The 26,164-nt window shown below is 61.5% G+C and carries 24 protein-coding genes; 14 read left to right on the forward strand and 10 right to left on the reverse strand.

Features of this window, described 5'->3' with window-relative positions:
- Nucleotides 1–55: 55 nt before the first annotated feature.
- Nucleotides 56–979 carry a glyoxylate/hydroxypyruvate reductase A gene (locus J5278_RS29245; protein WP_209185558.1) on the forward strand — a complete coding sequence of 308 codons (924 nt, stop codon included), beginning with the start codon at nt 56–58 and terminating at the stop codon, nt 977–979.
- A gap of 184 nt (nt 980–1,163) precedes the next feature.
- Nucleotides 1,164–2,165 carry a sulfate ABC transporter substrate-binding protein gene (locus tag J5278_RS29250; protein ID WP_209185559.1) on the forward strand — a complete coding sequence of 334 codons (1,002 nt, stop codon included), beginning with the start codon at nt 1,164–1,166 and terminating at the stop codon, nt 2,163–2,165.
- Between the two features lie 68 nt (nt 2,166–2,233).
- On the opposite strand, the gene J5278_RS29255 is transcribed toward J5278_RS29250, so the two are convergent.
- A complete protein-coding gene (locus J5278_RS29255) occupies nt 2,234–2,560 on the reverse strand; it encodes a DUF1236 domain-containing protein (protein ID WP_209185560.1) in 327 nt (108 codons plus the stop codon).
- A 166-nt stretch (nt 2,561–2,726) separates the two neighbouring features.
- Entirely contained in the window at nt 2,727–3,968 is a 1,242-nt protein-coding gene (locus tag J5278_RS29260; RefSeq protein WP_209185561.1) for an MFS transporter, read from the reverse strand.
- Nucleotides 3,969–4,075: 107 nt separating this feature from the next.
- Here J5278_RS29260 and J5278_RS29265 point away from each other — a divergent pair, with 107 nt between their 5' ends.
- Nucleotides 4,076–4,561, forward strand: coding sequence for a helix-turn-helix domain-containing protein (locus tag J5278_RS29265; RefSeq protein ID WP_142829415.1), 486 nt, complete (start codon nt 4,076–4,078; stop codon nt 4,559–4,561).
- A gap of 113 nt (nt 4,562–4,674) precedes the next feature.
- Here the strand turns inward: J5278_RS29265 and J5278_RS29270 are convergent, their stop codons facing one another.
- From J5278_RS29270 to J5278_RS29305, 8 genes are all read right to left on the reverse strand, one after another.
- Nucleotides 4,675–6,339, reverse strand: a complete 1,665-nt coding sequence (locus J5278_RS29270; RefSeq protein ID WP_247749371.1) for a glycerol-3-phosphate dehydrogenase/oxidase — start codon at nt 6,337–6,339, stop codon at nt 4,675–4,677.
- A gap of 47 nt (nt 6,340–6,386) precedes the next feature.
- The gene (locus J5278_RS29275) at nt 6,387–7,160 is read right to left on the reverse strand and encodes a DeoR/GlpR family DNA-binding transcription regulator (RefSeq protein ID WP_209185563.1); all 774 of its coding nucleotides are present in this window, start codon (nt 7,158–7,160) and stop codon (nt 6,387–6,389) included.
- Complete coding sequence (locus J5278_RS29280; RefSeq protein WP_209185564.1) at nt 7,157–8,689, reverse strand: FGGY-family carbohydrate kinase; 1,533 nt, start codon at nt 8,687–8,689, stop codon at nt 7,157–7,159. Before J5278_RS29280 ends, J5278_RS29275 begins: the two co-directional genes overlap by 4 nt.
- A gap of 172 nt (nt 8,690–8,861) precedes the next feature.
- Entirely contained in the window at nt 8,862–9,755 is an 894-nt protein-coding gene (locus J5278_RS29285; protein WP_209185565.1) for a DeoR/GlpR family DNA-binding transcription regulator, read from the reverse strand.
- 309 nt (nt 9,756–10,064) lie between these two features.
- The gene (locus J5278_RS29290; protein ID WP_142825039.1) at nt 10,065–11,024 is read right to left on the reverse strand and encodes a D-ribose ABC transporter substrate-binding protein; all 960 of its coding nucleotides are present in this window, start codon (nt 11,022–11,024) and stop codon (nt 10,065–10,067) included.
- Between the two features lie 70 nt (nt 11,025–11,094).
- Nucleotides 11,095–12,195: an ABC transporter permease gene (locus tag J5278_RS29295; RefSeq protein WP_209185714.1), complete on the reverse strand. Its 1,101-nt coding sequence runs from the start codon at nt 12,193–12,195 to the stop codon at nt 11,095–11,097.
- Nucleotides 12,196–12,218: 23 nt separating this feature from the next.
- On the reverse strand, nt 12,219–13,763 hold the full coding sequence (locus J5278_RS29300) for a sugar ABC transporter ATP-binding protein (protein ID WP_209185566.1): 1,545 nt from the start codon (nt 13,761–13,763) through the stop codon (nt 12,219–12,221).
- Nucleotides 13,760–14,416: a DUF2291 family protein gene (locus J5278_RS29305; protein ID WP_209185567.1), complete on the reverse strand. Its 657-nt coding sequence runs from the start codon at nt 14,414–14,416 to the stop codon at nt 13,760–13,762. The genes J5278_RS29300 and J5278_RS29305 overlap by 4 nt, the downstream gene beginning before the upstream one ends.
- Nucleotides 14,417–15,103: 687 nt before the next feature.
- Here J5278_RS29305 and J5278_RS29310 point away from each other — a divergent pair.
- The 11 genes from J5278_RS29310 to J5278_RS29360 all read left to right on the forward strand — a co-directional run bounded on the left by J5278_RS29310 (nt 15,104) and on the right by J5278_RS29360 (nt 26,141).
- Nucleotides 15,104–16,069 (forward strand): sugar-binding transcriptional regulator, encoded by a 966-nt coding sequence (locus J5278_RS29310; RefSeq protein WP_209185568.1) that lies wholly within the window; start codon nt 15,104–15,106, stop codon nt 16,067–16,069.
- A 74-nt stretch (nt 16,070–16,143) separates the two neighbouring features.
- Nucleotides 16,144–17,712 (forward strand): FGGY-family carbohydrate kinase, encoded by a 1,569-nt coding sequence (locus J5278_RS29315; RefSeq protein ID WP_209185569.1) that lies wholly within the window; start codon nt 16,144–16,146, stop codon nt 17,710–17,712.
- Between the two features lie 82 nt (nt 17,713–17,794).
- Nucleotides 17,795–19,306 (forward strand): glycerol-3-phosphate dehydrogenase, encoded by a 1,512-nt coding sequence (locus tag J5278_RS29320; protein ID WP_142825034.1) that lies wholly within the window; start codon nt 17,795–17,797, stop codon nt 19,304–19,306.
- A gap of 64 nt (nt 19,307–19,370) precedes the next feature.
- Nucleotides 19,371–20,303 (forward strand): sugar phosphate isomerase/epimerase, encoded by a 933-nt coding sequence (locus tag J5278_RS29325; RefSeq protein WP_209185570.1) that lies wholly within the window; start codon nt 19,371–19,373, stop codon nt 20,301–20,303.
- 81 nt (nt 20,304–20,384) lie between these two features.
- Complete coding sequence (locus tag J5278_RS29330; RefSeq protein ID WP_209185571.1) at nt 20,385–21,152, forward strand: triose-phosphate isomerase; 768 nt, start codon at nt 20,385–20,387, stop codon at nt 21,150–21,152.
- Nucleotides 21,153–21,191: 39 nt separating this feature from the next.
- Entirely contained in the window at nt 21,192–21,644 is a 453-nt protein-coding gene (locus tag J5278_RS29335; RefSeq protein ID WP_142825031.1) for an RpiB/LacA/LacB family sugar-phosphate isomerase, read from the forward strand.
- A gap of 110 nt (nt 21,645–21,754) precedes the next feature.
- Nucleotides 21,755–22,255 carry a hypothetical protein gene (locus J5278_RS29340; protein WP_209185572.1) on the forward strand — a complete coding sequence of 167 codons (501 nt, stop codon included), beginning with the start codon at nt 21,755–21,757 and terminating at the stop codon, nt 22,253–22,255.
- A 178-nt stretch (nt 22,256–22,433) separates the two neighbouring features.
- Nucleotides 22,434–23,150: a hypothetical protein gene (locus J5278_RS29345; protein WP_209185573.1), complete on the forward strand. Its 717-nt coding sequence runs from the start codon at nt 22,434–22,436 to the stop codon at nt 23,148–23,150.
- A complete protein-coding gene (locus J5278_RS29350) occupies nt 23,147–23,872 on the forward strand; it encodes an HAD family phosphatase (protein ID WP_209185574.1) in 726 nt (241 codons plus the stop codon). Before J5278_RS29345 ends, J5278_RS29350 begins: the two co-directional genes overlap by 4 nt.
- A gap of 17 nt (nt 23,873–23,889) precedes the next feature.
- Nucleotides 23,890–25,416 carry a glycosyltransferase family 2 protein gene (locus J5278_RS29355; RefSeq protein WP_209185575.1) on the forward strand — a complete coding sequence of 509 codons (1,527 nt, stop codon included), beginning with the start codon at nt 23,890–23,892 and terminating at the stop codon, nt 25,414–25,416.
- A gap of 5 nt (nt 25,417–25,421) precedes the next feature.
- A complete protein-coding gene (locus J5278_RS29360) occupies nt 25,422–26,141 on the forward strand; it encodes a hypothetical protein (RefSeq protein WP_209185576.1) in 720 nt (239 codons plus the stop codon).
- Nucleotides 26,142–26,164 lie beyond the last annotated feature (23 nt).

The following is a 26,164-nucleotide window of genomic DNA, read 5'->3' on the forward strand; positions in this document are numbered from 1 at the left end:
GGTCGACCGAAGGGGAAGCGCGTGCGCGCATAACAGCCAAGACCAGGATAAAATGATGAAACGCCTGTTGATTGCCGAAGGCAGCGAAGACCTGGCTGCCCTTTTCAGGGCGGCACTTCCCGCCCACGAGATCCTCATCGACATGCCGCAGCCGGGCGAAGCGCCGATCGACTATCTCGTCGTCGGCCGTCCGAAGGCCGGCCTGATGGTCGCATTGCCGGAGGTGAAGCTTATCCTCAGCCTTAACGCAGGCATCGAGCACCTGCTGCGTTCCGGCGAAATCGCCGAGAAGACGCCGATCGTGCGGATGGTGGACGATGGGCTGGCGGAAGGGATGACGGAATGGGTACTGGCAGAGGCGCTGTCCTGGCACCGCAACATCCGCCTCTACGAGCGGTTCCAGCGCGAATTGCGCTGGCAGCCGCAGGCCGAAAAGCTGGCCCATGAGCGCATCGTGACCATCCTCGGCGCCGGTGCATTGGGAACACCGGTTGCAAGGCATTTCGTCGCCTTCGGGTTTAAGACACGCGTCTGGAGCCGCAGCGGGCGCGCAATCGAGGGTGCGCAATCCTTCGCCGGCAGGGATAGCCTGGTAGCGGCCGTCACCGGCGCCGATATTCTCGTCAACCTTTTGCCCCTGACGACAGAGACGGAAAACATCGTCGGTTCCGACCTGTTCAACGCCCAGGCCAGAGGCGGCTTTTTCATCAACGGTGCGCGCGGCGGCCATGTCGTCGATGCCGACCTGATTGCTGCTGTCGACAGCGGCCAGCTCAGCGGCGCCGTCCTCGACGTCTTCCGCATCGAGCCGTTGCCCGAGAGCGACCCGTTCTGGCGACATCCCGATATCCGGGTCAGCCCGCACGTGGCAGCGCCCACCCATCCGCGCATCGCCGTGCTGGAAATAGCCCGCAACGTCATGCGTTTCGAGCGCGGCGAGGCCATTCCGCACCTAGTCGACAAGACGAGCGGCTACTGACGCGCGCCAAGCCAGCGCCGGAGCAATGTGGGCTGGAAATAGCGCTGCAGCATACTCATCCCGTTTATGTGGATGAAAGAGCAATATTTTCCAAGTCGCTGCCAGCGATGCCAATCCATACCTCGTATCGCGAGGTGGGTTGGCATAATTTTGCGGCACATTTCAGCATATTCCGGGGGTTTTCATGTATCGGTCCTTGATGTTCGGCGCAGCCTTGGCTGCTGCTCTTTCCGGCGCGGCTATGGCCGAAACGCCGGACAAGATCCTCAACGTATCCTACGATGTTTCCCGCGAGCTTTTCGTCGCGGTCAACAAGGCGTTCGTCGCCAAATACAAGGCCGACACCGGCCGGGACATCACGGTCAAGCAGTCCCATGCCGGATCTTCCGCACAAGCGCGTGCCGTGATCGAGGGACTGGATGCCGACGTGGTGACGTTCAACCAGGTGACCGATATTGACCACCTCGCCGAAAAGGGCGCTGTATCCGCCGATTGGAAGCAGCAGTTTCCGAACGGCGCCTCGCCCTTCTACTCCTTCCCGTCCTTCCTGGTGCGGGCCGGCAACCCGAAGAACATCAAGAACTGGGACGATCTGGTGCGTGACGACGTCAAGGTCGTCTTTCCCAACCCGAAGACGTCTGGCAATGCCCGCTACACCTATCTTGCCGCCGTCGCCTTCGCCAAGCAGGCCTATGGCAACGACGATGCCAAGGTTGCTGCCTTCACCAAGAAGCTGTTCAGCAACGTACCGGTCTTCGACACCGGCGGACGCGCCGCAACCACGACCTTCGTCGAACGCGACATCGGCGACGTGCTGGTGACCTTCGAGGCGGAGACCCGCGGTATCGCCAAACAGTTCGGCGCCGACAAGGTCGCCGTGGTGACGCCGGCCGTCAGCCTGCTGGCGGAATTCCCGGTCGCCATCGTCAACAAGGTCGTCGACAAGCGCGGCTCGCGCGAGGTGGCCAAATCCTACCTCGACTTTCTCTACACAGGCGATGGCCAGCGGATCCTGGCGCAAAACGGCAACCGCGTGAACGATCCCGCCGTCACCGCCGAGTTCAAGGCCGATTTCCCGGAGGTCAAGCTTCTGAAGGTCGAAGACGTCTTTGGCTCATGGGACAAGGTTCAGAAAGAATATTTCGCGGACGGCGGCCTGCTCGACCAGTCGTTCGGCAAGCACTGATAGACCTCCAGAACGAACAAACCCGCCGGGCGACCGGCGGGTTTGTCATGCCTGCTTGCAGCAACCGATCAAGGAATGATCTGCACCACCTTGCGGCTTGCGGGCTCAACGATGACCCGCTGGTTGTTGACGATCGCATAGGCGTAATTCGCATTGTCCGGCACCGGCACCAGGATGACATGCGACGAGAGCGCCTGGCCGACGACGACTGGCTCCTCGACAAGGGCTGTCGACACCGGGTTAGGCTGCCCCTCGACAAACGAGACCACGGCACCCGGAGGCGCAGCCATCGTCTCGACACCAGCCGCACCCGCGCCGGATGCACTCGCTGCGTAGCCGATAACGGTAAGAGTTGTAAGCGCAAGAGCGCCTGAGACTATCAGGGCCTTAACCATCGTATGATCTCCAAAATGGAATTGTCATAACGAGAACGGTTGTGGAGCCTTGTACGTTCCACCCCGGACACGCAGGAGCCATCACGCTTTGCGATGGCTGTCATGGGAGGTGAAGGGTGGGGTGGTACGGGAGTCTCGGGTGAGCGCGATCGGCCAACAGCGGCCATTAGTCCGTCCCATCAGAGAAATGGATTCCCCGACCTATCTCCGAGAACCGAGATGTGGCTAACCATAGTGCCAATGCCCCCAGGCTAAACGTTGCTCCCAGCGCGCTGACACCTGACCAACCAAAACGGGCATAGATCGTTGTCGTGGCAATTGCCCCGACCGCACTGCCGACTGAGTAGAAGACCATGTAGCCTCCGATCAGACGACCGCTCTTCTGCAAATTCAAGGCCACGATGATGCTCAGGCTGGTGACATGCACCGCCTGAACTGCCAGATCGAGTAAAACCACTCCAATCAGCAGTATTGGAATTGAAACTGGAAGAAAGGCGATCCAGCCCCAAGATATCAGCAGGAGCAACAGGGAAATTCCCGTTGTCCAATGGGCATGTCCTCGGTCGGCAAGCTTGCCTGCATATGTCGAAGCAACCGCGCCTGCCAGCCCGACGAGGCCGAACAGACCGACTTGGGTATGGCTGTAGGAGAAAGGTTGATTTGTAAGGGGAAGAACGAGCGCTGTCCAAAATGTGCTGAACGCAGCAAAAATGAGCAGTGCGAGGATGCCTCGGATAAGCAGTACCGGTTCACGCAGGATCATGATCGGCACCGAGCTGACCGCAGAAATGTAGGTTTCTGACCTCTGTTCAGGATGATGTGAAGGCAAGGCCCGCAAAAGAAGGCAGACCATCAACAAGGTAAGCGTTGCAGACAGCATGTAGACCGCACGCCAACCGCCGAGGTCGGCCACCGAACCAGCAATGGATCGTGCGGCAAGAATGCCCATCACGATGCCAGTTGTGACCGTACCGATAACCTTGCCTCGCTGGGCAACCGTTGCCAACGCGGCGGCGTATGCGACAAGAACCTGAGCGACCACAGCCAGAAGCCCCATGGCGGCCATGCCAGAAAACAGGATTGTCTCCGTCCGGGCTGTCGCCACGACCATCAGGATAATTGCTGAAAGGACGCCCTGGCCGACGATAAGGCATCGACGGTCAAAAAGATCGCCAATCGGTACGATGAAGATTAAGCCCAGTCCGTAGCCAATCTGCGTGAGCGTGACGATAGATCCAGTGGCCGCGGATGACATCCCAAAATCAAGTGCCATGATATCGAGCAGTGGCTGGGCATAATAGACATTCGCCACGCTTAGACCCGCGAATGCTGCGACGATCAATGTCTGCGTGGTTGACAAGCCCTTAACCTGTTGTCCGAGTGCCGCGTAGGTCGATCCGTCTTCCATCTTGCAATCCTCTGCATGAATTCAATCCTGTTTTTCATCAGACCCGCTGGATTGCGTTATTTCTAGTTCTAAGTTAGAACCAGAATGATTGCATGGAGTGAGAGCCGATGGTCAAGCGCGTCAGTCTCTGGAATTCAGGGTGCCCGGTAGCGCGTTCCTTGGATGTGATAGGGGATTGGTGGTCTTTGCTCATTATTCGCGACGCATTTGATGGCGCCCGCCGTTTTAGCGAATTCCAGACCGGATTGGGTATCGGCAAGGGCGTATTAGCGAGCAGGTTGCGCGACCTCGTGAAGCGTGGAATCTTTGAAACTGCGCCTGCCTCGGATGGCACAGCCTATCGGGAATACGTGCTGACAACCAAGGGAAGCAGACTGTTCCCCGTCATCGTGGCTCTTCGCCAGTGGGGTGAAGAAAATCTGTTCGCTCCCGAGGAAGAGCGATCTTCACTGGTGGACAAGAAGAACGGTGCTCTTGTTTCCCGCCTCGAAGTGACATCGGTGGATGGCCGAGAACTCATCTGGAGCGACACCCAGGTCCAGAACCCTGTTATTCCAAAGCCTAGCAAGGTTCACTTTTCGAACACGCGATGACCGCCTCTGGTGCAGCACGGCTGCCGAGGCGATGCTGTCTCCTGTGAACGACTGTCTATTCGGCAAGATTCTTGCCCATTGGCAATATCCGGCACCACCTCCCGCCAGCAACTTCACTTCACCCGCATATGGTTCCTCTTGGCGAGCTGTGTCGTGACCGCGTCGATCTCGGCTGACACCCGCGTCTCATCCCAACAGCGCATGACAGCTACGGTGGCAGCGATCCGTTGCAGGTCGTTCAGCGTCAGCGATCCCGTGATGGCGAGCGTGGTGCGGCGCATGACGATGTCGGAGAGGTGCTCTACACCCTCGTTCTGGAGGATGTAGTCGATTTCCGCGAGGCTGTGATCCGTCGAATCCGGCAAGCGATCGCGGTCCGTCCACTTGCCGCGGTAGCGGGCGATCTCCCGGGCCTTGGTGCCGTAGCGTGTCAGGAGCTGGTCGAGGCGAGGGATATCGAGGCCGGTCTCGGCGCTTTCCCGCTTCAACCATTCGGCACGGGCCGCAGCGGTGGTGGGAAAGTCCTTGCCGCCGCCTATCGGCATGGCGCGGGTCGTGGTCTTGCGGCTGGCGCCCATGCGCTTGAGGATGGTGTCGGTCACCTCTTCGGCAAAGCCGCGAAATGTCGTCCATTTGCCGCCGATCAGCGAGATGATCGGGAAGGGGCGGGCCTTATCGGGTTCGGCGACCGGTGCGGAATGGTCGCGGCTGATGAGACCGGGGATGGATGCGTTCGAGGCCGGCAGCGGGCGAATACCGCTATAGGCGTAGACGATCTGGCTGTGATCGAAGGTCATGCCCGGCAACAGGCCGCGGAGGCTGTTGATCATATAGTCGATTTCCTGCGGCTCCGAGACGACACTGTCGGGGTTGTCTGCGGGGATATCGGTCGAGCCGACCAGCGCAAGTCCGAGATAGTCGTAGACGAGGCAGATACGCCCGTCATCGGCCTCGAAGTAGATCATCCGGCCGTCTAGCGCCTTCAGCAGTTCGTCGTGCTTCAGCAGGATATGCGATCCCTTGGTGCCGCCGATCATTTTCGACGGCACGCCGAGGGCGGCGTTGACATGGTCGATCCACGGCCCGGCGGCGTTGACGACGAACTTCGGCCGCACTGAAAAGGCTGGGCCGTTCTCCGGCTGGAAGGTCAGGACGCCGTCTTTGGCGGATGTCAACGTCGTGTAGTTGGCCATGGCCGAGCGCGGATTTGCGTCGAGGCCATCGGTCACCAGTTCCAGCACCAGCCGTTCCGGATGGCTGATCTTGGCGTCGTAGTAAGTGCCGGTGGCGACGATTGACTTGGTCATAGCCGGGATGTCGCGCAGGGCCTGCTTTCGGCCGATAAGCTTGTGGCGTGGCATGACCCGGTCGCGCGAGCCGTAGTAGTCGTAGATGGAAAGGCCGATCTTGATGAGGATCGCACCTCGGCTGCGGGGCGCGCTGGTGGAGCCGAACAGCGTGCGCAGCGCCGCGAAGATGCCCTTGGTCCAGGAGAAGATCGGAATGATCGTCGGCAGCGCGGTGACGCAATGGGGAGCGTTCTTCAAAAGCAGATTGCGCTCGAGAGTCGATTGCGCCACCAGGCCGAATTCGCCGGTTTCGAGATATTTGAGCCCGCCATGGATGAGCCTCGAAGGTGCGGCGCTAGTGCCTGCGCCGAAATCCGTCTTTTCGACGATCAGGCAGTTGATACCTTGGGCGCAGAGATCGCGGAAGAGACCGGCGCCGTTGATGCCGGCCCCAAGGATCACGACATCGACACTGCCCTCATTGGTCATAGTCGCAAGGCGGCTGGCGAAATCGACCGATGCTGTTTCCGGGGAAGTCATGATGCCATCCTTACGATTTTCAGCCGTACACCGGCCTGTTCAAGCTTTTGCGCTGTTGCGTCGGCGATGCCGTCGGTGACCAGCACGGCGTCGAATGCCGTCAGCTCGTCGAACACGTGCAGCGCCATCCTGTCGAATTTGCCATGGTCGACGAGAAGCAGGCGGCGGCGGGAGGCGGCCATCATCGCCTGCTTGACCCGCACGACCTGCTGGTCCTGGATGAACCCGGTCGTGCCGGTGATGGCCGAGGTGGAGCAGATCAGGATGTCGGCGCGCAGCCGCGAGATGGCATTCTCGGTGACGAGACCGATGAAGGCGTTGTAGGTGCGGTGAAACTGGCCGCCGAGGGAAATGAAATCCATGTCCTCGACATGGATCAGCACCTCTGCGGTCGACACGCTGTTGGTGATGACCGTCAACGGCTTGATCTCGGCCAGCAGCGGCGCCACGGCGCTGGCCGTGGTGGAATCGTCGAGCATCACCACCTGTCCGGCCTCGACATATTCCAGCGCGGCGCGGGCCAGTGCATCCTTCTCGACACGCCCGACCGTCATGCGGTAGCGGAACGTGCTCTCATAGATGCCGGAGGGCTGCACGGTGACAGCCCCATGCAGCTTTCGCAATACGCCCTGCTGGGCCAGCTGCTCGATATGGCGGTGAATGGTCATCCGCGACACGCCGAAATGCGTCACAAGATCATCGATGCGGACCTGACCGCACTTGATGACATAGTTGGCGATTTCCTCGCGCCGTTCGTCGGCCTTGATCACGCGACGGTCTCCGGCGGCATGCCCAGCCGCTCGATCGCTGGCCACTCCGATTTCAAGGCTTCGGCGAGGCGCGAGTACAGGCCAAAGCGCTCGTTGAACACGGCGCTGCGGGCGGCATCCGGCTGATAGGTCCGGCTGGTGGCGCCGACGGTCAGATGCGGTTGCTGCGGAGAGGCATAGACGCCGATGGCCGTGCCGGCACAAAGCGCGGCGCCGAAGGCCGCCGGCTCGTCCGTCGAGGTGACGGTCACCGGCAGGTTCAGGATATCCGCAAACATCTGGGCGAAGGCCGGGTTGCGTGAGGCGCCGCCGGTCAGCCGCACCTGGCCGAATGGGAAGCCGTCACGGAGCGCATCCACGTGGGTGCGGTGATTGAAGGCGATCCCCTCCAGTACTGCCTTCAGCATGTCGCCCCGGTCGTGCCAGCCGTGCAGGCCGAGGAAGCTGCCGCTGGCAAGATTGCCGTAGGGCGAACCGAACAGATAGGGGTGGAAGAGGATCGTCGAGCGCCGCTGCAGCGCCGCGTCGATCTCGGTTGCCAGCAGCGCATGAATGGAGCCACCCTCAGTGGCGGCGGCGTCCTGCTCCTTCCGGCAGAAGGTGTCGAGAAACCAGTCGTAATTGGCCGTCGAGGCCGGAGAAATCGACATGGCGTTCCACTGGCCCGGCGCAATGGCGTTGCGGCAGAACCAGCGGGGATCGGTGAGCGGTTCCGCCGAGACGACCTCGTTGATCGAATAGGTGCCAGCAACGATGCTGATCACACCTTCGACATGGCCGCCGATGCCGAGCGCAGAAGCAGTGACATCGTGCAGGCCACAGGCAACGGGGGTGCCCTCGACGAGCCCGGTAAGAGCTGCGGCCGCGGCCGTGACATGGCCGACGATATCACTGGAATCTGCGATGGGCGGCAGGGCACTTTCCACCTGCTCCAGCCCGTAGATGCGCAAGGCCTCGGCCGAATAGGCTTGCGTCCTGACATCGGTGAAGGACGTGCTTGCCTCGGTCCGGTCCGTGCCGATCGTGCCGGAGAGGCAGAAGCGCAGCCAGTCCTTGCAGGCGAGAACATGGCCGATGCGGCCGAACCGCTCCGGATCGTTTTCCTTCAACCAGGCAAGCAAGGCCGATGGCGCAGATGCATGCGGCACCTGGCCGGTCAGGGCCAGCGCTTCGTCAAACAGCGATCCTTCCGACCAGCGGTCGACAATACCGCCGGCGCGACTATCAAGCGAAAGGATGCCGGGGCCGAGCGGCTGGAGAGCGTGGTCCAGAAGATATATCCCGTCGCCGTGGGCAGTGGCGGCAACGGCCTTGATGTCGTCGGCCGGCCGGCCGGAAAGGGCTATCGCCTCCGATATCGCCTCTGCTGTCGCCTGCCAGAGGCCTGCCATGTCGCGCTCGACAAAGCGCGCCCGGGGTATCGACTGCGGCACCCGGCGTCGCGCCACCGAAAGCTGCGTCCCGTCGATATCGAAGATGACCGCCTTGGTGACAGTCAGGCCGTTGTCGATCCCTAGCAGGCTGGGCATGGTTTTCGCTCCCTTTTACGACCGGGTGCGGGAGCGTCAAGACGAGCGCTCGTACCACAGCTGCAACATCACTGGATCATATAAACATGGTAAGTTCACGTCAAGTGATGTTACATTTAGCAAAGGGTAAAAAGGTGCTTCAACCGCCTTGTTTCAGTGACGTGACAGAGAGCTATCGGGCCTGGGGATCGTATCGCTTCAGCGCGGATGCATGGCTTGAGCCGCGCGTCGGAGCCACAACAACATTGATGCCCTTGTCGCGCATGCGGGCGATATGGACCGGCGGCGTGCCGTCGTCGACGATGACGATGTCGAAATCGGTAAGCGGCGAGAAGACGTGCAGGGCACGCCGGTCGAATTTCGTATTGTCGGCGAGAAGGATGCGGGTGGAGGCGGAATCGAACATCGCCCGCTTGGTATCGACCATCTCGAGAAACTGGTGAAAAGCGATATCGTCGGTGATCGCAGACATCGACATGAACAACGTGTCGGCCCGCAGCTGCGAGATCTCGTGGGTGGTCATGCGGCCCATGAAGGCATTGCACCAGTTGTAGTACTGGCCCCCAAGACCGAGCAACGTCAGGTCGCGGATACCCTTGAGATCGTTCATCAGCGTCAGCGAGTTGGTGATGACGGTAAGCGGCACGGCGGAGGGCAGGAATTGCGCCATCTGCAGCACAGTGGTGGAATCGTCGAAGAAGATCGCTTGTCCGGGCTCGACGAAGCGCATTGCCGCAAGCGCAAGCGCACGCTTTTCGACCGACTGGCGACTGGAGCGGTAGACGTCGCTGGATTCGATCAGGCTTGTCGGCGCCGCCGAGGCAATGCCGCGCGTCTTGCGCAGGATACCGCGGCTGACGAGTTCGTCGAGATCCCGGTGGGCAGTCATCAGGCTGATGCCGAAGCGTTCGGCCAGATCCTCGATGCGTACCGAGCCTTCGGCCATGACGGCCTCGGTCATCTGCTGGCGGCGGGCCAGTTGACGCGCCAGCCGCGTGTCGCTCGGAACCTGCTCCTGCATCAGAGGATTGTCCGCAGCTTCGCCGGTATCGTCGTGGTCACCCATGATCACCGGCCCACGCCTGCCACGCCGTCGGATGCGACCACGAGCAACGTCGCAGAGGCATCATGTACATCACCCGTCGTCTTCAGCAGCTGCGAGGACAGTATCATCACGTTCGGGCCGGCATGCTCGAGTTCACTTGGGCGGTTGTCCCGCCCGGCGTCCATCATCTATGACGCGAACAGGGCGTCGTCACAAACGGTAATGCGTCGCGACTGACATGCCAACGGTCTAGAGTGTGGACAAGTCGGGCTATCCCGGGCTTTCGTCATGAAGAGAGGAGGCGGCCCGAAGGCCGCCCCCAAAGTCGGATTATTCGGACAGAGTAAACGGTGCCGTATACTTGGCAATGTTGTCCTTGTTGATGATCAGGCAATCGAAGAGCTGCTTCTCGGTGTCGACACCGGTCTTGCCCGTCTTCAGGAACGAATCTGCCTGGTCGACAGCCTTTGCCGAGAACACGGCGACAGGCTGCAGAACGGTGTACTGCAGTTCTCCGGCCTTGATGGCAGCCACAGCATCCGGCGAACCGTCGAAGCCGCCGACCTTGATGCCCTTGAGCTTGCCGGCTTCCTTCAGCGCAGCGATAGCGCCCAGTGCCATTTCATCGTTGCCGCTGATGACGCCGGTGATGTCCGGATGGGCCTGCAGCAGGTTCTGCATCTTGTCGTGACCCTGGGTACGATCCCAGTTGCCAACGTCGGAACCGACCTTTTCGAGGTCCGGATACTGGGTCAGCACGGTCTCGTAGCCGTTAGAACGGGTTGCGGCGTTGTTGTCGGAAGGCGCGCCGAGCAGTTCGACGTATTTGCCCTTGTCGCCGACAGACTTGATCCACTCCTGCGCACCGAGGGCAGCGCCCTGGGCGTTGTTCGACACGAGCTGTGCCTTGGCAAGACCGGCCTGGTTGATTTCAGCATTGACCAGAAACACCGGAATGTTAGCGGCAACGGCCTTCTTGACGGCACCGACGGAACCGCTGGCATTGGCCGGATCGAGAATGATCGCGACCGACTTGTTGGTGATCGCGGTGTCGATCAGGTTGCTCTCGGTGTTGGTATCACCCTTGTGGGCGCCGACATTCGAGGTATAGCCGAGCTTCTTGGCTTCGGCAGCAGCAACGTTGCCTTCGGTCAGCCAGTAGGGGTTGGCCGGGTCGTTGACGATGATGGAGATCAGGCCGTCGGCGAATGCCGAGGTGGACGATGCGGCCATAAGCGGTCCGGCGAGAACGACAGCCGACAGCATGAGAAGTCTTGTCTTGTTGAACATGGAAACTTTCCTCCTTGGTTGATGGTAGTGCCCGGTTACCCGGTATTCTTCTCGGCTGCGGAACAAGCCTTCACGCTTTACCTCCCAGTTGCGGAGAAGTGGTCTGGCCGCCCGTCGAGACGGGTTTCTTGGCGCGGCGGCTATACTGGATGGCATTGAGCAACACCGCGAGCACGATGACCGCGCCGGTGAAAACCGTCTGCCAGTAGGACGAGATGCCGATGATCACCAGACCGTCGGACAGGAAGCCGATGACGAAGGCGCCGAGCAGCGTGCCACGGATATTACCGCGTCCGCCGGTGAGCGCCGCGCCGCCGATGACGACAGCAGCAATCGCAGTCAATTCGTAGGATGTCCCGGCCGTCGGCCCGGCCGACGTCAGCTGCGAGGACAGGATCAGGCCGGCAATCGAGGCGCAAACGCCGGAAAGCACGTAGACCAGGATCTGCACACGCTTGACCGGAACGCCGGAGAGTTCGGCTGCCCGCTCGTTGCCGCCGGAAGCATAAAGCCAGCGACCGAAGGCGGAGCGATTGAGCATGACGCTGACGAGGAACGCGATGACGACGAGGACGACGACGCCGAGTGGCACGCCGGCCAACCGGTTGAAGCCGAGCCAATCGAAGCCCGTGTTGCCGAGTTCGGGCTTGCCGCCGAGGTTGTTGTAGGTGAGGCCGTTGGTCATCAGCAACGCCACGCCGCGCACCATGTACATGACGCCTAGCGTCGCGACGAAGGCTGGAACCTTGAAGCGGGCAATCAACACGCCGTTGACCAGCCCGACGAGCGCGCCGAGGCAGCAGGCCAACACGGCGACGACCCAGACCGGGGGAAACAGGATGACGCCGAACACCTTCAGCGTGATGCCCTGCATCATGAAGCCAGCGATGCAACCGGAGAGGCCGAGCGTCGACCCGACCGAAAGATCGATGCCGCCGTTCAGGATGACCAGCAGCATGCCGACGGCGAGAATGCCGAAGATCGCAACGTGCGAGGCCATCGTCAGGAAGTTGGCGGTCGAGAAATAATAGGGCGAAAGCATCGAGAAGACGACGATGATGAGGATCAGCGCGAAGAAGGCGCGCCCCTCGAGCAGCAGGCGGCCGAGATCGAAGCCGCCGCTGAAGAGGCCTGGCTTGGTGGTTGTGCGGGATGGACCAGCTTCGCTCATGGTCATGGCTCCGTTCTTCTTCGTCATTGTTCGATCACCGCTTCGCCCGAGGCGGCCATGATCTGCTCTTTTGTTGCGTCGGACCCAAACTGCGCCGAGATCCTGCCCTTGCTCATCACGATGATGCGGTGGGCGATACTCAGGCATTCCGAGACTTCCGAGGTCGAAAACACCACCGCAAGCCCCTGCGCTGCCCGTTCGGCGAGCAGCTTGAAGACCTCGGCCTTGGCGCCGATATCGATGCCGCGGCTGGGTTCGTCGAGGAGGATGACGCGCGGATGGGTGGCGAGAATCTTGCCGATGACGACCTTCTGCTGGTTGCCGCCGGACAACGAGCCAATCGGCGCGCCGCCGCCTGCCGTCTTGATGTGGACATTGCGGATGGAATCGTCGATCAGCGCCTTTTCGCGGCTGTGCGACAGCAGCATGCCCTTCACGAAGGTGCCGATGCTGGCGAGCGACAGGTTGGTACCAACAGACATCGTCTGGACGAGCCCGTCCCGCTGGCGATCTTCGGGAACAAGGGCCAGCCCGCGACCGATGCGATCTGCGATGCTGAGCTTCGACACGTCCTGGCCTTGGAGCATCACCTTGCCGCCGGTGGACGGGACGCGACCTGCAACGCATTCGAGCAGCTCGGTACGACCGGCGCCCATCAGGCCGTAGATGCAGACGATCTCGCCGGCACGCACGTCCAGCGACAGGTTGTCGACCACGGAATAGCCGGTACCCGAGGCATCGGCGACGCTGACGCCGCTGACCGAAAGCGCGACATCGCCAAACTCGTAGCCCGATGGCGGCGAGCCGAGATCGAAGTTTTCGCCGACCATGTTGCGGACGATCCATTCGAGGTCGATGTCCTTGACGTCAGCCTTGGCCGTCATGGCTCCATCGCGCAGCACCACGGCATAGTCGGTGATCTGAAGCGCTTCTTCGAGATGGTGGGAGATATAGACGATGGACACGCCGCGGCTGGTAAGATCGCGGATGACCTTGAACAGCACTTCGACCTCGGTTGCGCTCAGCGCCGATGTCGGCTCGTCCATGATCAGGATACGGGAATCGACGGAAAGGGCGCGGGCGATCTCGACGATCTGCTGTTGCCCGAGCCTGAGCTCCTCGACGCGGGTCATCGGATCGATATCCTCGTTGAGATCCGCCATCAGCGCCTTGACCTGGCGGGCTTCCTCGGCGAAATCGACACCCATCGGGCCTCTGATCTCGCGACCCATGAAGATATTGTCGCGGATGCTCAGATTGGGCGCCAGGCTGAGTTCCTGATGGATGATGGAAATGCCGCGATCGCGGGCATCGGTCGAGGAATTGAACACCACGCGTTCGCCATCGAGCACAATATCCCCGGAGGTCGGCGTCACCACGCCTGACAGGATCTTCATCAGCGTCGACTTGCCGGCGCCGTTTTCGCCGAACAGCGTCGTCACCTTGCCGCGACGAATATCGAAGTTTACGCCTTTGAGGGCATGAACGTTACCATAGGACTTGGCGACGTTATGCGCTGAAAGAACGATGTCTCCGTTCTGCGGTGCGGGCTTGAGTGCGGCGCTCATTGGACATCCAGCTTGGCCGGCGTGACAAGCCAGCTGTTAGGGTTGATGAGCTGGAAGACGCCGACGACCGACACGGTTTTGCCGGTGAGGTTTGCTGTGTCGATCTTGGAGAGCACCTGCGCCTTCATTTCCTTGTTCAGGGCCGAGCCGGCATTCTGATATTCGATCTGGTTGGTGAACTGGTCGAACGTCACGGTGCCGGTCGAATCGCGCAGGTCGGTCCCGTTGATCGCCGGCCCAGTCTGGACACGGATCGTCACCGTGTTCGGAACGCCGGGAACTGCTACCGTGTAGATGCCGGACTTGGCCGCACCGACGACGCCGGTGAACTTGACCGAAATTTCGGGCCCTACGCCACCGGGCACGCCGTACTGCTTAGCCGCCGCGTCCTTGTTCGCTGCAATCGCCGTCGCCAAGGTGTCCGCGCTGACTGCGCGCTTCTCGATAGCCGCCTGGATCTTCGGAAACTCGGTCGAACCGAATGTTTCGGGCGAGAACGCATTGGGCTGCGCGCCCGCCTCAGAGCCGATCTTCACCACCTTGGTATCGAGCGCCATGGCAGCGACCAGTACGACGATAGCGACGGAACCGATGATCAGGCCGAGGCGGGGCTTGGGAGGATTGGGTATCGAGGTACCGACCAGATTGCTCATGGTGTGACCACCTTTGACTTGACGATGCGGGAAGGGGAGAGGCTGCCGCGCCAGAGCGCACTGCCAATGGCGACAGGGACAGCGAAACGATGAAGACGAACGGGGTGAGGCGCTGAAACTTGCATGGTCGCCCCTCCTCCAAGCGGCGGATTGCGTCAGGCTCCAAATGGAAAACCCTCTGCATTATGAATGTCACTTGAAGCGGAGTTTCCTCAACCCGCCGATACCGGCTGTGGTATATTTATGTTATCAGCCACTTTCAATATGTGATATACCCAGGATGTTGTCAATTACCTCCAAACCGTTTCAGAGGACAAAAAACAAAGCTCCAAGCCGAGTGAGCAACATAAGAGTGTGAAGTGAAGCCCCCGGATAGACCGGACCTAAACCGCATTGACCAAGACATGAGTCTATTCGGTATGCAAAAACCGTCAATTCATGGCAATTTCTAGCTCAAAATGCTCAAAATTAATGCATATTTCGGTAAATTCGGGTTAGTACGACCTGCTTAACTCTGCAGGCTGCCGCTTAAAGCGACGGAGACCTGCAAAGGCAGTACCCCTCGCAATCCATCCGAAATTCCCCCGAATACGACATGTGATAATGTTGACTTATGTTATAAAAACGTGCAAAAAATTACATTGAGCGACAATAATTTCAGTTGAATCTGGAGGCTTCGGAAAGCACATGGCGCGATTTGCCGACAAGCGCGACAATGAAGACAGCCTCGCCGTGCGCGCGGCCTGGCTTCATTACGCTGCCGGCCTGACGCAATCCGAAGTCGCCAACCGCCTCGGCATCACCAGCGTTAAAGCCCACCGGCTGATTGCGCGCGCAAACCAGAACGGTGCCGTGAAGGTGACGATCGAAGGCGACATCGCCGAGTGCGTGACGCTCGAGCGCCAGTTGGAGCGCGACTACGGCCTCACCTACGCGGAGGTGGTCCCTGATCTGCATGAACAGGGGTTGCCTCTCAAGGCACTCGGCATGGCCGGGGCCGGCTTTCTGCAGCGCGAGATCGAGAACTTCCAAGGCGGCGTGATCGGCATAGGACACGGCCGGACGCTGGCGGCGGCCGTGAAGGAAATGGCACGCCTCGATGCCAGCCGGGTACGGTTCGTTTCGCTGCTCGGCGGGGTGACACGAAACTATGCGGCGAACCCGCACGATGTGATGCATCGCCTGACCGAGAAAACAGCGGCCGCTGCCTACGTCATGCCGATCCCGCTGTTTGCCAACACCATGGAGGATCGCGAGGTTCTCCTGTCGCAACGCGGCGTGCGCGAGATTTTCGAACTTGCGGCAGGCGCCGATCCGATGATCGTCGGCATCGGCACTGTCGAGCCGGACGCACAGCTTGTGGCGTCGCATATGATCGAGGCGGCGGAGATCGCCGAAGTCCGCGAACTCGGAGGCGTCGGCGAAGTGCTCGGGCATTTCTTCGACAGGACCGGCAAGGCGGTGGAGACATCGCTGTCGGCGCGAACATTGTCGCCGGGTCTCGATGCCATGAAGGGCCGGCGTATCGTCGCGATTGCTGGCGGCAAGAATAAGGTCGGGGCGATCGCGGCGGTGATGAAAAGCGGATTGCTGAGCGGACTGATCACTGACGAACGCACGGCGCAAGCACTGCTGCTAGATAACCTGGCCTGAGGGGACGGGTGAGGGGGAGAGTTCTATGAATAACAGCATGATATTGAGCCACAGCGAAACGGGAACCAAGTTCCATGGCTGATGCCGGACAGGACATCCTCGTCGGTATCGATGCCGGCACCTCGGTGATCAAGGCCGTGGCCTTCGATCTTGCCGGACGGCAGATCGCCTCGGCATCGGTCGCGAACCGCTATAATTCGGGGCAGGACGGTTCGGCGACGCAACCGCTTGCCCGAACCTGGGACGAATGTGCCGCTGCACTCCGGGGACTCGGCGAAAAGGTCCCGGGGCTTGCCGCGCGGACTGCTGCAGTCGCCGTAACGGCACAGGGGGATGGCACCTGGCTGGTGGGCGCTAACGATGCCCCGGTCGGAGATGCCTGGATCTGGCTCGATGCGCGCGCCGCACCGACGGTCAGAAAGCTGGTCGGCGCATCCGGCGAGCGCACGCGCTTCGAGACCACCGGAACCGGCCTCAACACCTGCCAGCAGGGCGCACAGATGGCGCACATGTCTGCCACCGCGCCCGAACTGCTCGACCGCGCCGAAGTGGCGCTGCATTGCAAGGACTGGCTCTATCTCAATCTCACCGGGGTTCGTGCCACGGACCCATCCGAAGCGTGCTGGACCTTCGGCGATTTTCGCAGCCGCGCCTATGACGACGGTGTAATTGCGGCGCTGGGGCTTTCATCGCGCCGGCATCTTCTTCCGGAAATCATCGACGGAACCGAGGTAACGCATCCGCTAACGGCAGCCGCCGCTGCCGCAACTGGCCTCAAGCAGGGCACGCCTGTCAGTCTCGGCTATGTCGACATGGTGATGACCGGCATGGGGGCAGGCGTCTGGACCGGCGACCTCAATGCCGCCTGCACCGTCATCGGCTCGACCGGCGTCCACATGCGTCCGGTCGCAACAGCCGATGCGCAACTGAATGCCGAGGGAACAGGCTATATCATGGCGCTGCCGGTGCCAGGCATGGTGACGCAGATGCAGACCAACATGGCAGCGACACTCAATCTCGACTGGATCCTGCACGTGGCCGCCGACCTTATCGGCGAGGCTGGTACTGCACCTTCCCACGCAGAGATGGTCGCCCGCATCGACAACTGGATGGCGGCCAGCCGGCCGGGCGCCGTTCTCTATCACCCCTACATTTCCGAAGCCGGAGAACGAGGCCCGTTCGTCAACGCCAGCGCGCGCGCCGGTTTCATCGGGCTGAATGCCGGCCATCGTTATCCCGATCTCCTGCGCAGCGTTATCGAGGGTCTCGGCATGGCAGCGCGGGATTGCTACGTGGCGATGGGTGCACTGCCGCGCGAGTTGCGGCTGACGGGCGGTGCTGCTCGCTCGAAGGCACTGGGCGGCGTGCTTGCTGCGGCTACCGGCGCCAGTGTCCGCGTCTCGGCGCGCGAGGAGGCCGGGGCTGCCGGTGCGGCGATGATGGCGGCAGTGGCTGTCGGCGTCTACCCCGACATGAACGCCTGCATCGCCGAATGGGTCACGCCCTTGCTCGGTGCGGGTACAGCACCGGACCCGTCGCTGGTGCCGGTCTACGACCGGACGTTTCCAGCATACAGGCAGGCGCGCGAGGCACTCGAGCCCGTATGGGACATGCTCGCGGCGCAGCAGGCGCCGGCTGCATGATCCCCACGAGAATAAGTCCGATCGACAATCACATCCGGCAGAACCGGAACAAGACACTGGCACGTGCCGCAGGAGAATGCAGATGAGCGATATTCAAACGGTAGACATGTTCATCATCGGTGGCGGCATCAATGGCGCCGGCATCGCGCGCGATGCTGCAGGCCGTGGGTTGTCGGTGATCCTCTGCGAAAAGGACGACCTGGCACAGGGCACGTCGTCGCGCTCCGGCAAGCTGGTGCATGGTGGGTTGCGCTACCTGGAATATTACGAATTCCGCCTGGTCCGCGAAGCCCTGATCGAGCGCGAAGTGCTGCTGAACTCAGCGAGCCACATCATCTGGCCGATGCGTTTCGTGCTGCCGCACAGCCCCAATGATCGGCCCGCCTGGCTGGTGCGGCTCGGCCTGTTTCTCTACGACCATCTCGGCGGCCGCAAGAAACTGCCGGCAACCCGCACGCTCGACCTCAGGCGCGATCCGGAAGGCGCACCGATCAAGGACGAATATACCAGGGGCTTCGAGTATTCCGACTGCTGGGTCGACGATGCCCGCCTGGTCGTGCTGAACGCCAAGGATGCCGCCGAACACGGCGCCGAAGTACTGACGCGCACCGTCTGCAACTCCGCCCGGCGCGAGGGCGATCTGTGGCGGGTGCAGATGACGGACACGCGAACCGGCGCCAAGCGCGTCGTCATGGCGCGGGCTCTGGTCAATGCCGGCGGCCCCTGGGTCAACGACATCATCGGCCGCGTCGCCGGCACCAATTCCAGCCGCAACGTTCGGCTGGTCAAGGGCAGCCACATCATCACGCCGAAATTCTGGGACGGACCGCAGGCCTATCTGGTGCAGAACCACGACAAGCGCGTGATCTTCATCAACCCCTACGAGGGCGACAAGGCCCTGATCGGCACCACCGACATCCCCTACGAAGGTGCTCCTGAAGCCGTTTCGGCCGACGAGAGCGAGATCGAATACCTGCTCAACGCCGTCAATCGCTACTTCAAGCAGACGCTCCGCCGCGAGGATGTGCTGCAGACGTTCTCCGGCGTCCGGCCGCTCTACGACGACGGCAAGGGTAACCCTTCCGCCGTTACCCGCGACTACGTCTTCGACCTAGACACGACGGGCGGCGCGCCCTTGCTGAATGTCTTCGGCGGCAAAATCACCACGTTCCGCAAGCTCGCCGAGCACGCGATCCAGAAGTTGCAGGCGACCTTCCCGAAGATGGGACCGGACTGGACGGCCAAGGGCATCCTGCCGGGTGGCGACATCGAGGGCGCCGACGTGCCGCGCTTTCTCGAAAAGCTGCAGCGCGATTATGCCTGGCTGCCACGCGGGCTCGCCCGCCACTATGCCCGCCTCTATGGCGCCCGCACATCGAAGCTGATCGGAGGTGCCACATCGGTGGCAGCCCTCGGCCAATGTTTCGGGCCCAACTTCTATGAGGCAGAAGTGCGCTACGTGATCGAGCAGGAATGGGCCGAAACGGCGGAAGATATCCTGACGCGCCGCACCAAGCACGGCCTGCACATGAGTGCCGACGAAAAGGCCGCTTTCGGCGCCTGGTTCGATGGGCAGATGGCGCGCTCGGCCTGAGCCGTTTCGATTTTTACAGGCGTGGTCGACGGGATCGGCCACGCGCCGTTTACAGGAGCTACCGATGGGGCTGACGCTGTCGCTCAACACCAACCCGCTGGTCAACCGCTACGCCGAACCGGCCGACCTGATCGGCGCCATCGCGCGTGACCTGAAGATCCGCGATGTGCAGTTGACGCACGAGTTCATCAACCCATCCTGGCCCGCTGCCGTCATCCGGAGGCTGACACGTGACATGCGCGCCGCCCTGACCCATACCGGCATACGCATCACCTCCGGCATGACAGGGCCCTATGGCCGCCTCAACCATTTCGGCCATCCGGATGCGGATGTCCGGCGCTACTATGTCGAATGGTTCAAGACCTTCGCCGACATCACCGCAGATCTCGGCGGTAGCTCCGTCGGCACGCAGTTTGCCATTTTCACCTATCGCGATTTCGACGATACGGCGCGGCGCGAAGAGCTGATTCAGATCGCCATCGATTGCTGGGCCGAGGTCGCCGAGCATGCCAAGGTAGCGGGTCTGAGCTACGTGTTCTGGGAGCCGATGTCGATCGGCCGCGAGTTCGGCGAAACCATCGCCGCCAGCTTTGCCCTCCAGGATCGTCTGACCGCAGCCAACATGGCGGTGCCGATGTGGATGATGGCCGATATCGACCACGGCGATGTCACCAGCAGCAATCCGGACGATATCGACCCCTATGCCTGGGCACGGGCAGTGCCGCCGGTGTCGCCGATCATCCACATCAAGCAATCGCTGATGGACAAGGGCGGCCACCGTCCGTTCACGGCGGAATTCAACGCCAAGGGGCGTGTGCAGCCGGAGCCGCTGCTGGCTGCCTTCGCCGAGGGTGGCGCGAAAGACAATGAAATCTGCCTGGAGCTGTCGTTCAAGGAGCGCGAGCCCAACGACCGGCAGGTGATCGAGCAGATCGCCGAATCGATCGCCTTCTGGGCGCCGCACATCGACACCGGCATTGCCGACCTTAACCTCTAGCCGGCCACCGCCTTGGCGGCGCCGGTTGTCACCTTAGTTGCATGAATTTGGGCGCAGCCTTTAGCGCCGGGGGAGAAGACCATGACCGAGACGCCTTTCTGGATAGGCACGAGCTGGAAGATGAACAAGACGCTCGCAGAGGCGCGCAGCTTTGCCGAGGGGCTTGCCAGCGCCGAGATCGTCAACGATCCGCGCCTGCAATGTTTCGTCATCCCGCCGTTCACTTCTATCCGCGAAGTCAAGGCGATGCTGAAGGACAGTGCCGTGAAGGTCGGTGCCCAGAACATGCACTGGGCTGAATCCGGCGCCTGGACAGGCGAGATTTCGCCGCTGATGCTGGTCGACTGCGGCATGGATGTCGTCGAACTCGGCCACTCCGAGCGACGCGAATTCTTTGGCGAAACCGACGAGACGGTCGGTCTCAAGGTCGAGGCGACCGTGCGGCACGGGATGATCCCGCTGATCTGCATCGGCGAAACGCTGGCCGACCGCGAGAGCGGCCGCGCCGACGAGGTTCTGGCCGCCGAAGTGCGCGGCGCGCTGGGCAAGCTCAGCGCGGAACAGCGGACAGCACCGCTGCTGCTCGCCTACGAACCCGTCTGGGCCATCGGTGAAAATGGCATCCCCGCGAAAGCCGATTATGCGGACGCCCGCCAAGCCGAGATCATCAAGGTCGCGGAGGGCATCCTCGGGCGCCGCGTGCCATGCCTCTACGGCGGCTCCGTCAATCCCGGCAACTGCGCCGAACTCGCGGCCTGCGACCATATCGACGGCCTATTCATCGGCCGCTCGGCCTGGAATGTCACCGGCTATCTCGACATCCTGGCCCGTGTTTGCGCCGTTCTCTGATCGACCCCATATCCAGTTCACACACGAAGGAGAAAACCCATGAAACTCGCAATCGCTGGCGATAGCGCCGGAAACGGGCTCGCCCACGTCCTCGCCGAATACCTGAAGGACCGCCACGAGGTCTCCGAAGTCTCCAAGCCCACCGATGGCTCGGACGAATTCTACGCCAATCTGTCGGCTCGCGTCGCTGCCGATGTGCTGGCCGGCAAATACGACCGCGCCATCCTCGTCTGCGGCACCGGCATCGGCGTGTCGATCTCCGCTAACAAGGTCCCCGGCATCCGCGCCGCCCTTTGCCACGACACCTATTCGGCGGAACGCGCAGCCCTCTCCAACAACGCCCAGATTATCACCATGGGCTCGCGCGTCATCGGCAGCGAAGTCGCAAAATCCATCGCCGATGCCTACCTCGCCCAGACCTTCGACGAAAACGGCCGCAGCGCCTCCAACGTCGCCGCCATCAACGAACTCGACAGCAAGTTCCGCGACTAAAGCATAACCTCCACGGTTTCAGCCAGCTGAGGCCGTGGATGCCCGTACGGGCGTCAGTTGAACCAATTCCTTTCGAATGCGTTAACGAGCGCAATCGGAAGGATTTACAGATGGAACTCCAGGACAGAACGCTCGAGCAGAGCACGTCGGAAACACCGATGGACACAGCGCCGCTGCTGCACGCCGGTCACATTGTCCGCGAGTTTCTCGTCTACCTGAAAGCCAACCCGATTGCCGAGACAAGGCTTGTAGACATCGAAGAACTGCCTTCACCGAAGGGCACCTTGGTGAACGCCTTCCGACTGCTGATCGCCAACGAACGCCGGATGCAGCAGCGCTCTCAGCTACAGAAAATTGGCCTCCTGATCGCCCAGTTTCAGCCGATCGACGACCCTTCCGATCAGGAAGAACCACGCGACCCCCTCGTGTCATGGATAGACGATGCCGCGGAAGCAAAGGCTGCCAGCGAGCAGAACTGGCTGTCGGCCTACCGCGAGCATCAGGAACTGACGGAGCTCTTCGATCTCTCCGCGCGCATGGCCGAGCAGGTTACAGCTTCCACGGACATAGCGGCGTCTGCGGAGCAATCAATAGAGCTGCGGGCGCACTGATCGCGCGACGCGCCCGATTGATATTTCCATCTTCCGTACGAAGTCCCGCCGCCGGGCCTACAACCTTGACTTGATCGCTATCGTACGATTTTCCCCGCATATCGTTCAACCATAAGGCTGGCACAAGCTGCAGCCCCTCCAATGACCTCGACAGCGCGACTCATGGTTTTGCTGCGGCATGGCCATGCAGCGACAGCATGTGCTGATCGGTGATCTTGGATGGGGCGGTAGAATGGGCACGATTGCCAGAAGCAGCATCCTTGCTCATCGCGGCAGCTGGAACGAACACGTCGCGAGAAATTCGCGCACTGCCCTTTGCAGCGCGCTCCTCGCCGGGTTCGGCCTCGAAACTGACATTCGCGATCTCGATGGCGCACTCGTCATCTCCCACGATCCGCCAACCCGTTCCGACGACATCATCACCTTCGACTGGCTACTCGATTTCTACGCCGTCAATGGCTGCACGGGAACGCTGGCGCTGAACATCAAGGCCGACGGTCTTGCCGAAATGACCCACCGCGCATTGCGCGCCCACGGCGTCAATTCCTATTTCGTCTTCGATATGTCGATCCCGGACATGTTGGCCTACATCAGGGCTGGAATGCCGGTCTACACGCGCGTCAGCGAATACGAGCCGACGCCCGCTCTGGCCGCAGAATCGGCCGGCATCTGGCTCGACAATTTTACCGGCGAATTTCCCCAGGTCGACGTGGCAGAGGGACTGTCCACGAATGGCAAGCCGATCGCGCTGGTTTCGCCAGAGCTGCACAAGCGCCCGCACGAAACCTTCTGGTCGTCGCTGCGGGATCGACCAAACCTGGATCTCGCCTCCATGCTGCTCTGCACGGATTTTCCCGATGCCGCAGCTGTTTACTTCGGGAGTGAAGCAGCATGATCAAAGCCGTTCTATTCGACATGGATGGTGTCCTGATCGACGCCAAGGACTGGCATTACGAGGCGCTGAACCGCGCGCTCGAGCTGTTCGGCTACACGATCAGCCGCGAATCCCATCTGTCCACCTTCGATGGACTGCCGACACGTCGCAAGCTAGAGATTTTGACGGCGGCTCATGGACTGCCGCGCGGGCTGCACGATCTGCTGAACGGGCTGAAGCAGAATTACACCATCGAACTCACCCATCTGCGTTGCAAGCCCGTCTTCCACCACCAGAAGGCGCTCTCACGCCTGCACAAGTCGGGGCGCAAGATCGCCGTCTGCTCAAATTCGATCCGCAATTCCATCGAGGTGATGATGCGGCTCGCAGCGCTTTCGCCGTTCATCGATGCCATTGTCTCCAACGAGGATGTCGCCAAGGCAAAGCCCGATCCGGAAATGTACCTCTCGGCAATGCAGCGCTTCGGCGTCGAGCCGCATGAGTGCCTGATCCTCGAGGACAACGAGCACGGCATCCGGGCGGCGCGTGCAAGCGGCGGTCATGTGCTCGTCATAGGCACGCCCGCCGATGTGACCTACGAGCGGATCATGCAGCGCATCAGCGAGATCGAGCTCGCAGACATGGGCCGCATGCTGGGGCAGGGCGCCGCTGATCTCAACCCCGCAAGGCCTGAAGCGGCAAATGCCGGCACATCCGCAATCTCCCATCGCAAGACAGCGTAACCCGATCAGGATTCTCCATGCAGATTCTTATGCCGATCGCCAGCCGCTCGCAGTTCTTTCCCGAGCAGGAGTATTTCTTTCCCAAACCGCTGATCGAGATCGCCGGCAAGCCGATGATCGACTGCGTCGTCTCGGCGCTGCGCACGACGATTGCCGACGCCCGCTTCTGCTTCATCATTTCAGCCGACGATGCGCGACGCTTTTCGCTCGATGAGACCCTGATGATTGTCGGCGGGCAGGGGACCAAGGTCATCCAGCGCGTCGGCGAGACCAGGGGCGGCCTCTGCTCTGCGCTGCTCGCCGGCGACGAACTGGATCTGGAGGCGCCTCTCGTCATCTGTAACAGCGACCAGATCATCGATGCGCCGCTGATGGAAATCCTGGAGAAGTTTCGCCATGACGACGTCGCCTCCGGCGTCGTCACCTTCCGCTCCGTCCATCCGCGCTGGTGCTACATCGTGCCCGAAGGCGACGGACGTGTTGCCCAGGCGGCGGAAAAGCGCGTCGTCTCCGATATCGCCGTTGCCGGCTTCTATTACTTTCGGCGGGCAGGTGACTTCTTCGCGGCGGCACGCCGCGCGATCCTCAACGGCGATGACGTCGAGGGCCAATATTACTTCTCTGCCGCCCTCAACCAGATCATCCTCAGCGACGAAGAGGTCGCCTATGTGAAGATCGAGGCCTCCAGGTACTACAGCTTCTATTCGCCGGAAAAGATTGCCGAATTTGCGGCGACCGAGCTCGCTGCGAGCCTGCGCGACCAGTCACGGGATGACCGACCGATCAACGTGCTCATCCCGGCGGCCGGCGAGGGCAGCCGCTTTGCCCGGCAGAACTGGCGCAAGCCTAAACCGTTCATCGATGTCGATGGCCGGATGATGCTCGAACATGTTATCGGCAATGTATGCCCGCCGAATGCCACACCCACTGTGCTGCTGCGCGCCGAGCACATGAAGGCATGCGATGGAGACGTCCAGCTCTTGCGGGCAATGGGCACCACGATCAAGCCCGTGGACCACCTGACGGAGGGCACCGCCTGCACGGTGCTGCTTGCCCGCAGCAGCTTCGACAACGACCGGCCGCTGCTGATTGCCAACTCGGATCAGTGGGTCGATTTCGATTGCAGCGCCTTCATCGAGGATTGCCTGCAGCGCAAGCTCGACGGCTCGATCCTGGTCTTTCGCGATGCGCAGATGGATCCGAAATGGTCCTTCGCCAAGGTTGACGACCGGGGCCTGGTCACCGAGGTGGCAGAGAAAAAGCCGATCTCCGATCTCGCCACCGTCGGCATCTATCTCTTCCGTCGGGGCTCCGATTTCGTCCGCGCCGCCGTCGACATGATCGCCTGTAACGACCGGGTGAACAACGAGTTCTACACCTGCCCGGTCTACAACTACATGATCCGCAACGGCGCCAGGATCGGCGTCTACGAGGTCAGCCCGGATGCCATGAAAGGCCTCGGCACCCCGGAGGACCTGAACGCATACCTCGCCGCAAGCGGCTTGCCGTCTTCGGCCGATGCGCCCCTCGCCATGGCCTCGTAACGCCGATGGACATCTCCGGCCTCAATATCGTCGTGCCGCTGGCCGGTCCGGACTTCGTGTCGGCAGACGGCAGCCTCAAGGCACTCATGGATATCGGGCAAGCCGACCCCTTCCTTTACGCGACATTGAAGCAGCGGCCTTGGGCGAGGGGCACCGCCCCCTCCAGCTACGCATTCGTGCTCCATGATCGGGCGGAAACACGCGCCTTTGCAAGCGACTACCTCCAAGCCTGGTTTCCCGGTTGCCGCGTCGTCTTCCTGTCGCACTTCACGGCCGGCGCAGCCTTCAGCAGCCTTGCCGGCGCAGCCCTGCAACTCGGCGCCCACAACAATCCTGTCCTCATCGATCTCGCCGACATCCTCTACGCGACCGCCCTCGATCCAGCCCTCCACTTTGCCCGGCACGCTGACGTCGGCGGCCTCGCGCTGACCTTCCAGAGCCAAAATCCCCTCTACAGCTATCTACGTAAAAACGACGAGGGCAACGTTGTAGAGGCGGCCGAGAAAAAGGTCATCTCCAGCGAAGCCTCGGCTGGAACCTACGCGTTCCGTTCCGGATCCGTCCTCCTGAAAGCGCTAGCCCACGCCCTCGAAAACGCCCCCACCCAGACACACCGCGACCTCTTCTTCGTCTGCCCCCTATTCAACGGCATCCTCGCCCAATCCCTCGCCGTCACAACCACCAAGGTCGAAAACGTCAGGGATATGAAACAGATGGGTGGTTGAGGGGTGATGAAAGGCGCGCGCGG

Source organism: Rhizobium sp. B21/90 (assembly GCF_019355815.1).
Classification (GTDB): domain Bacteria; phylum Pseudomonadota; class Alphaproteobacteria; order Rhizobiales; family Rhizobiaceae; genus Rhizobium; species Rhizobium rhododendri.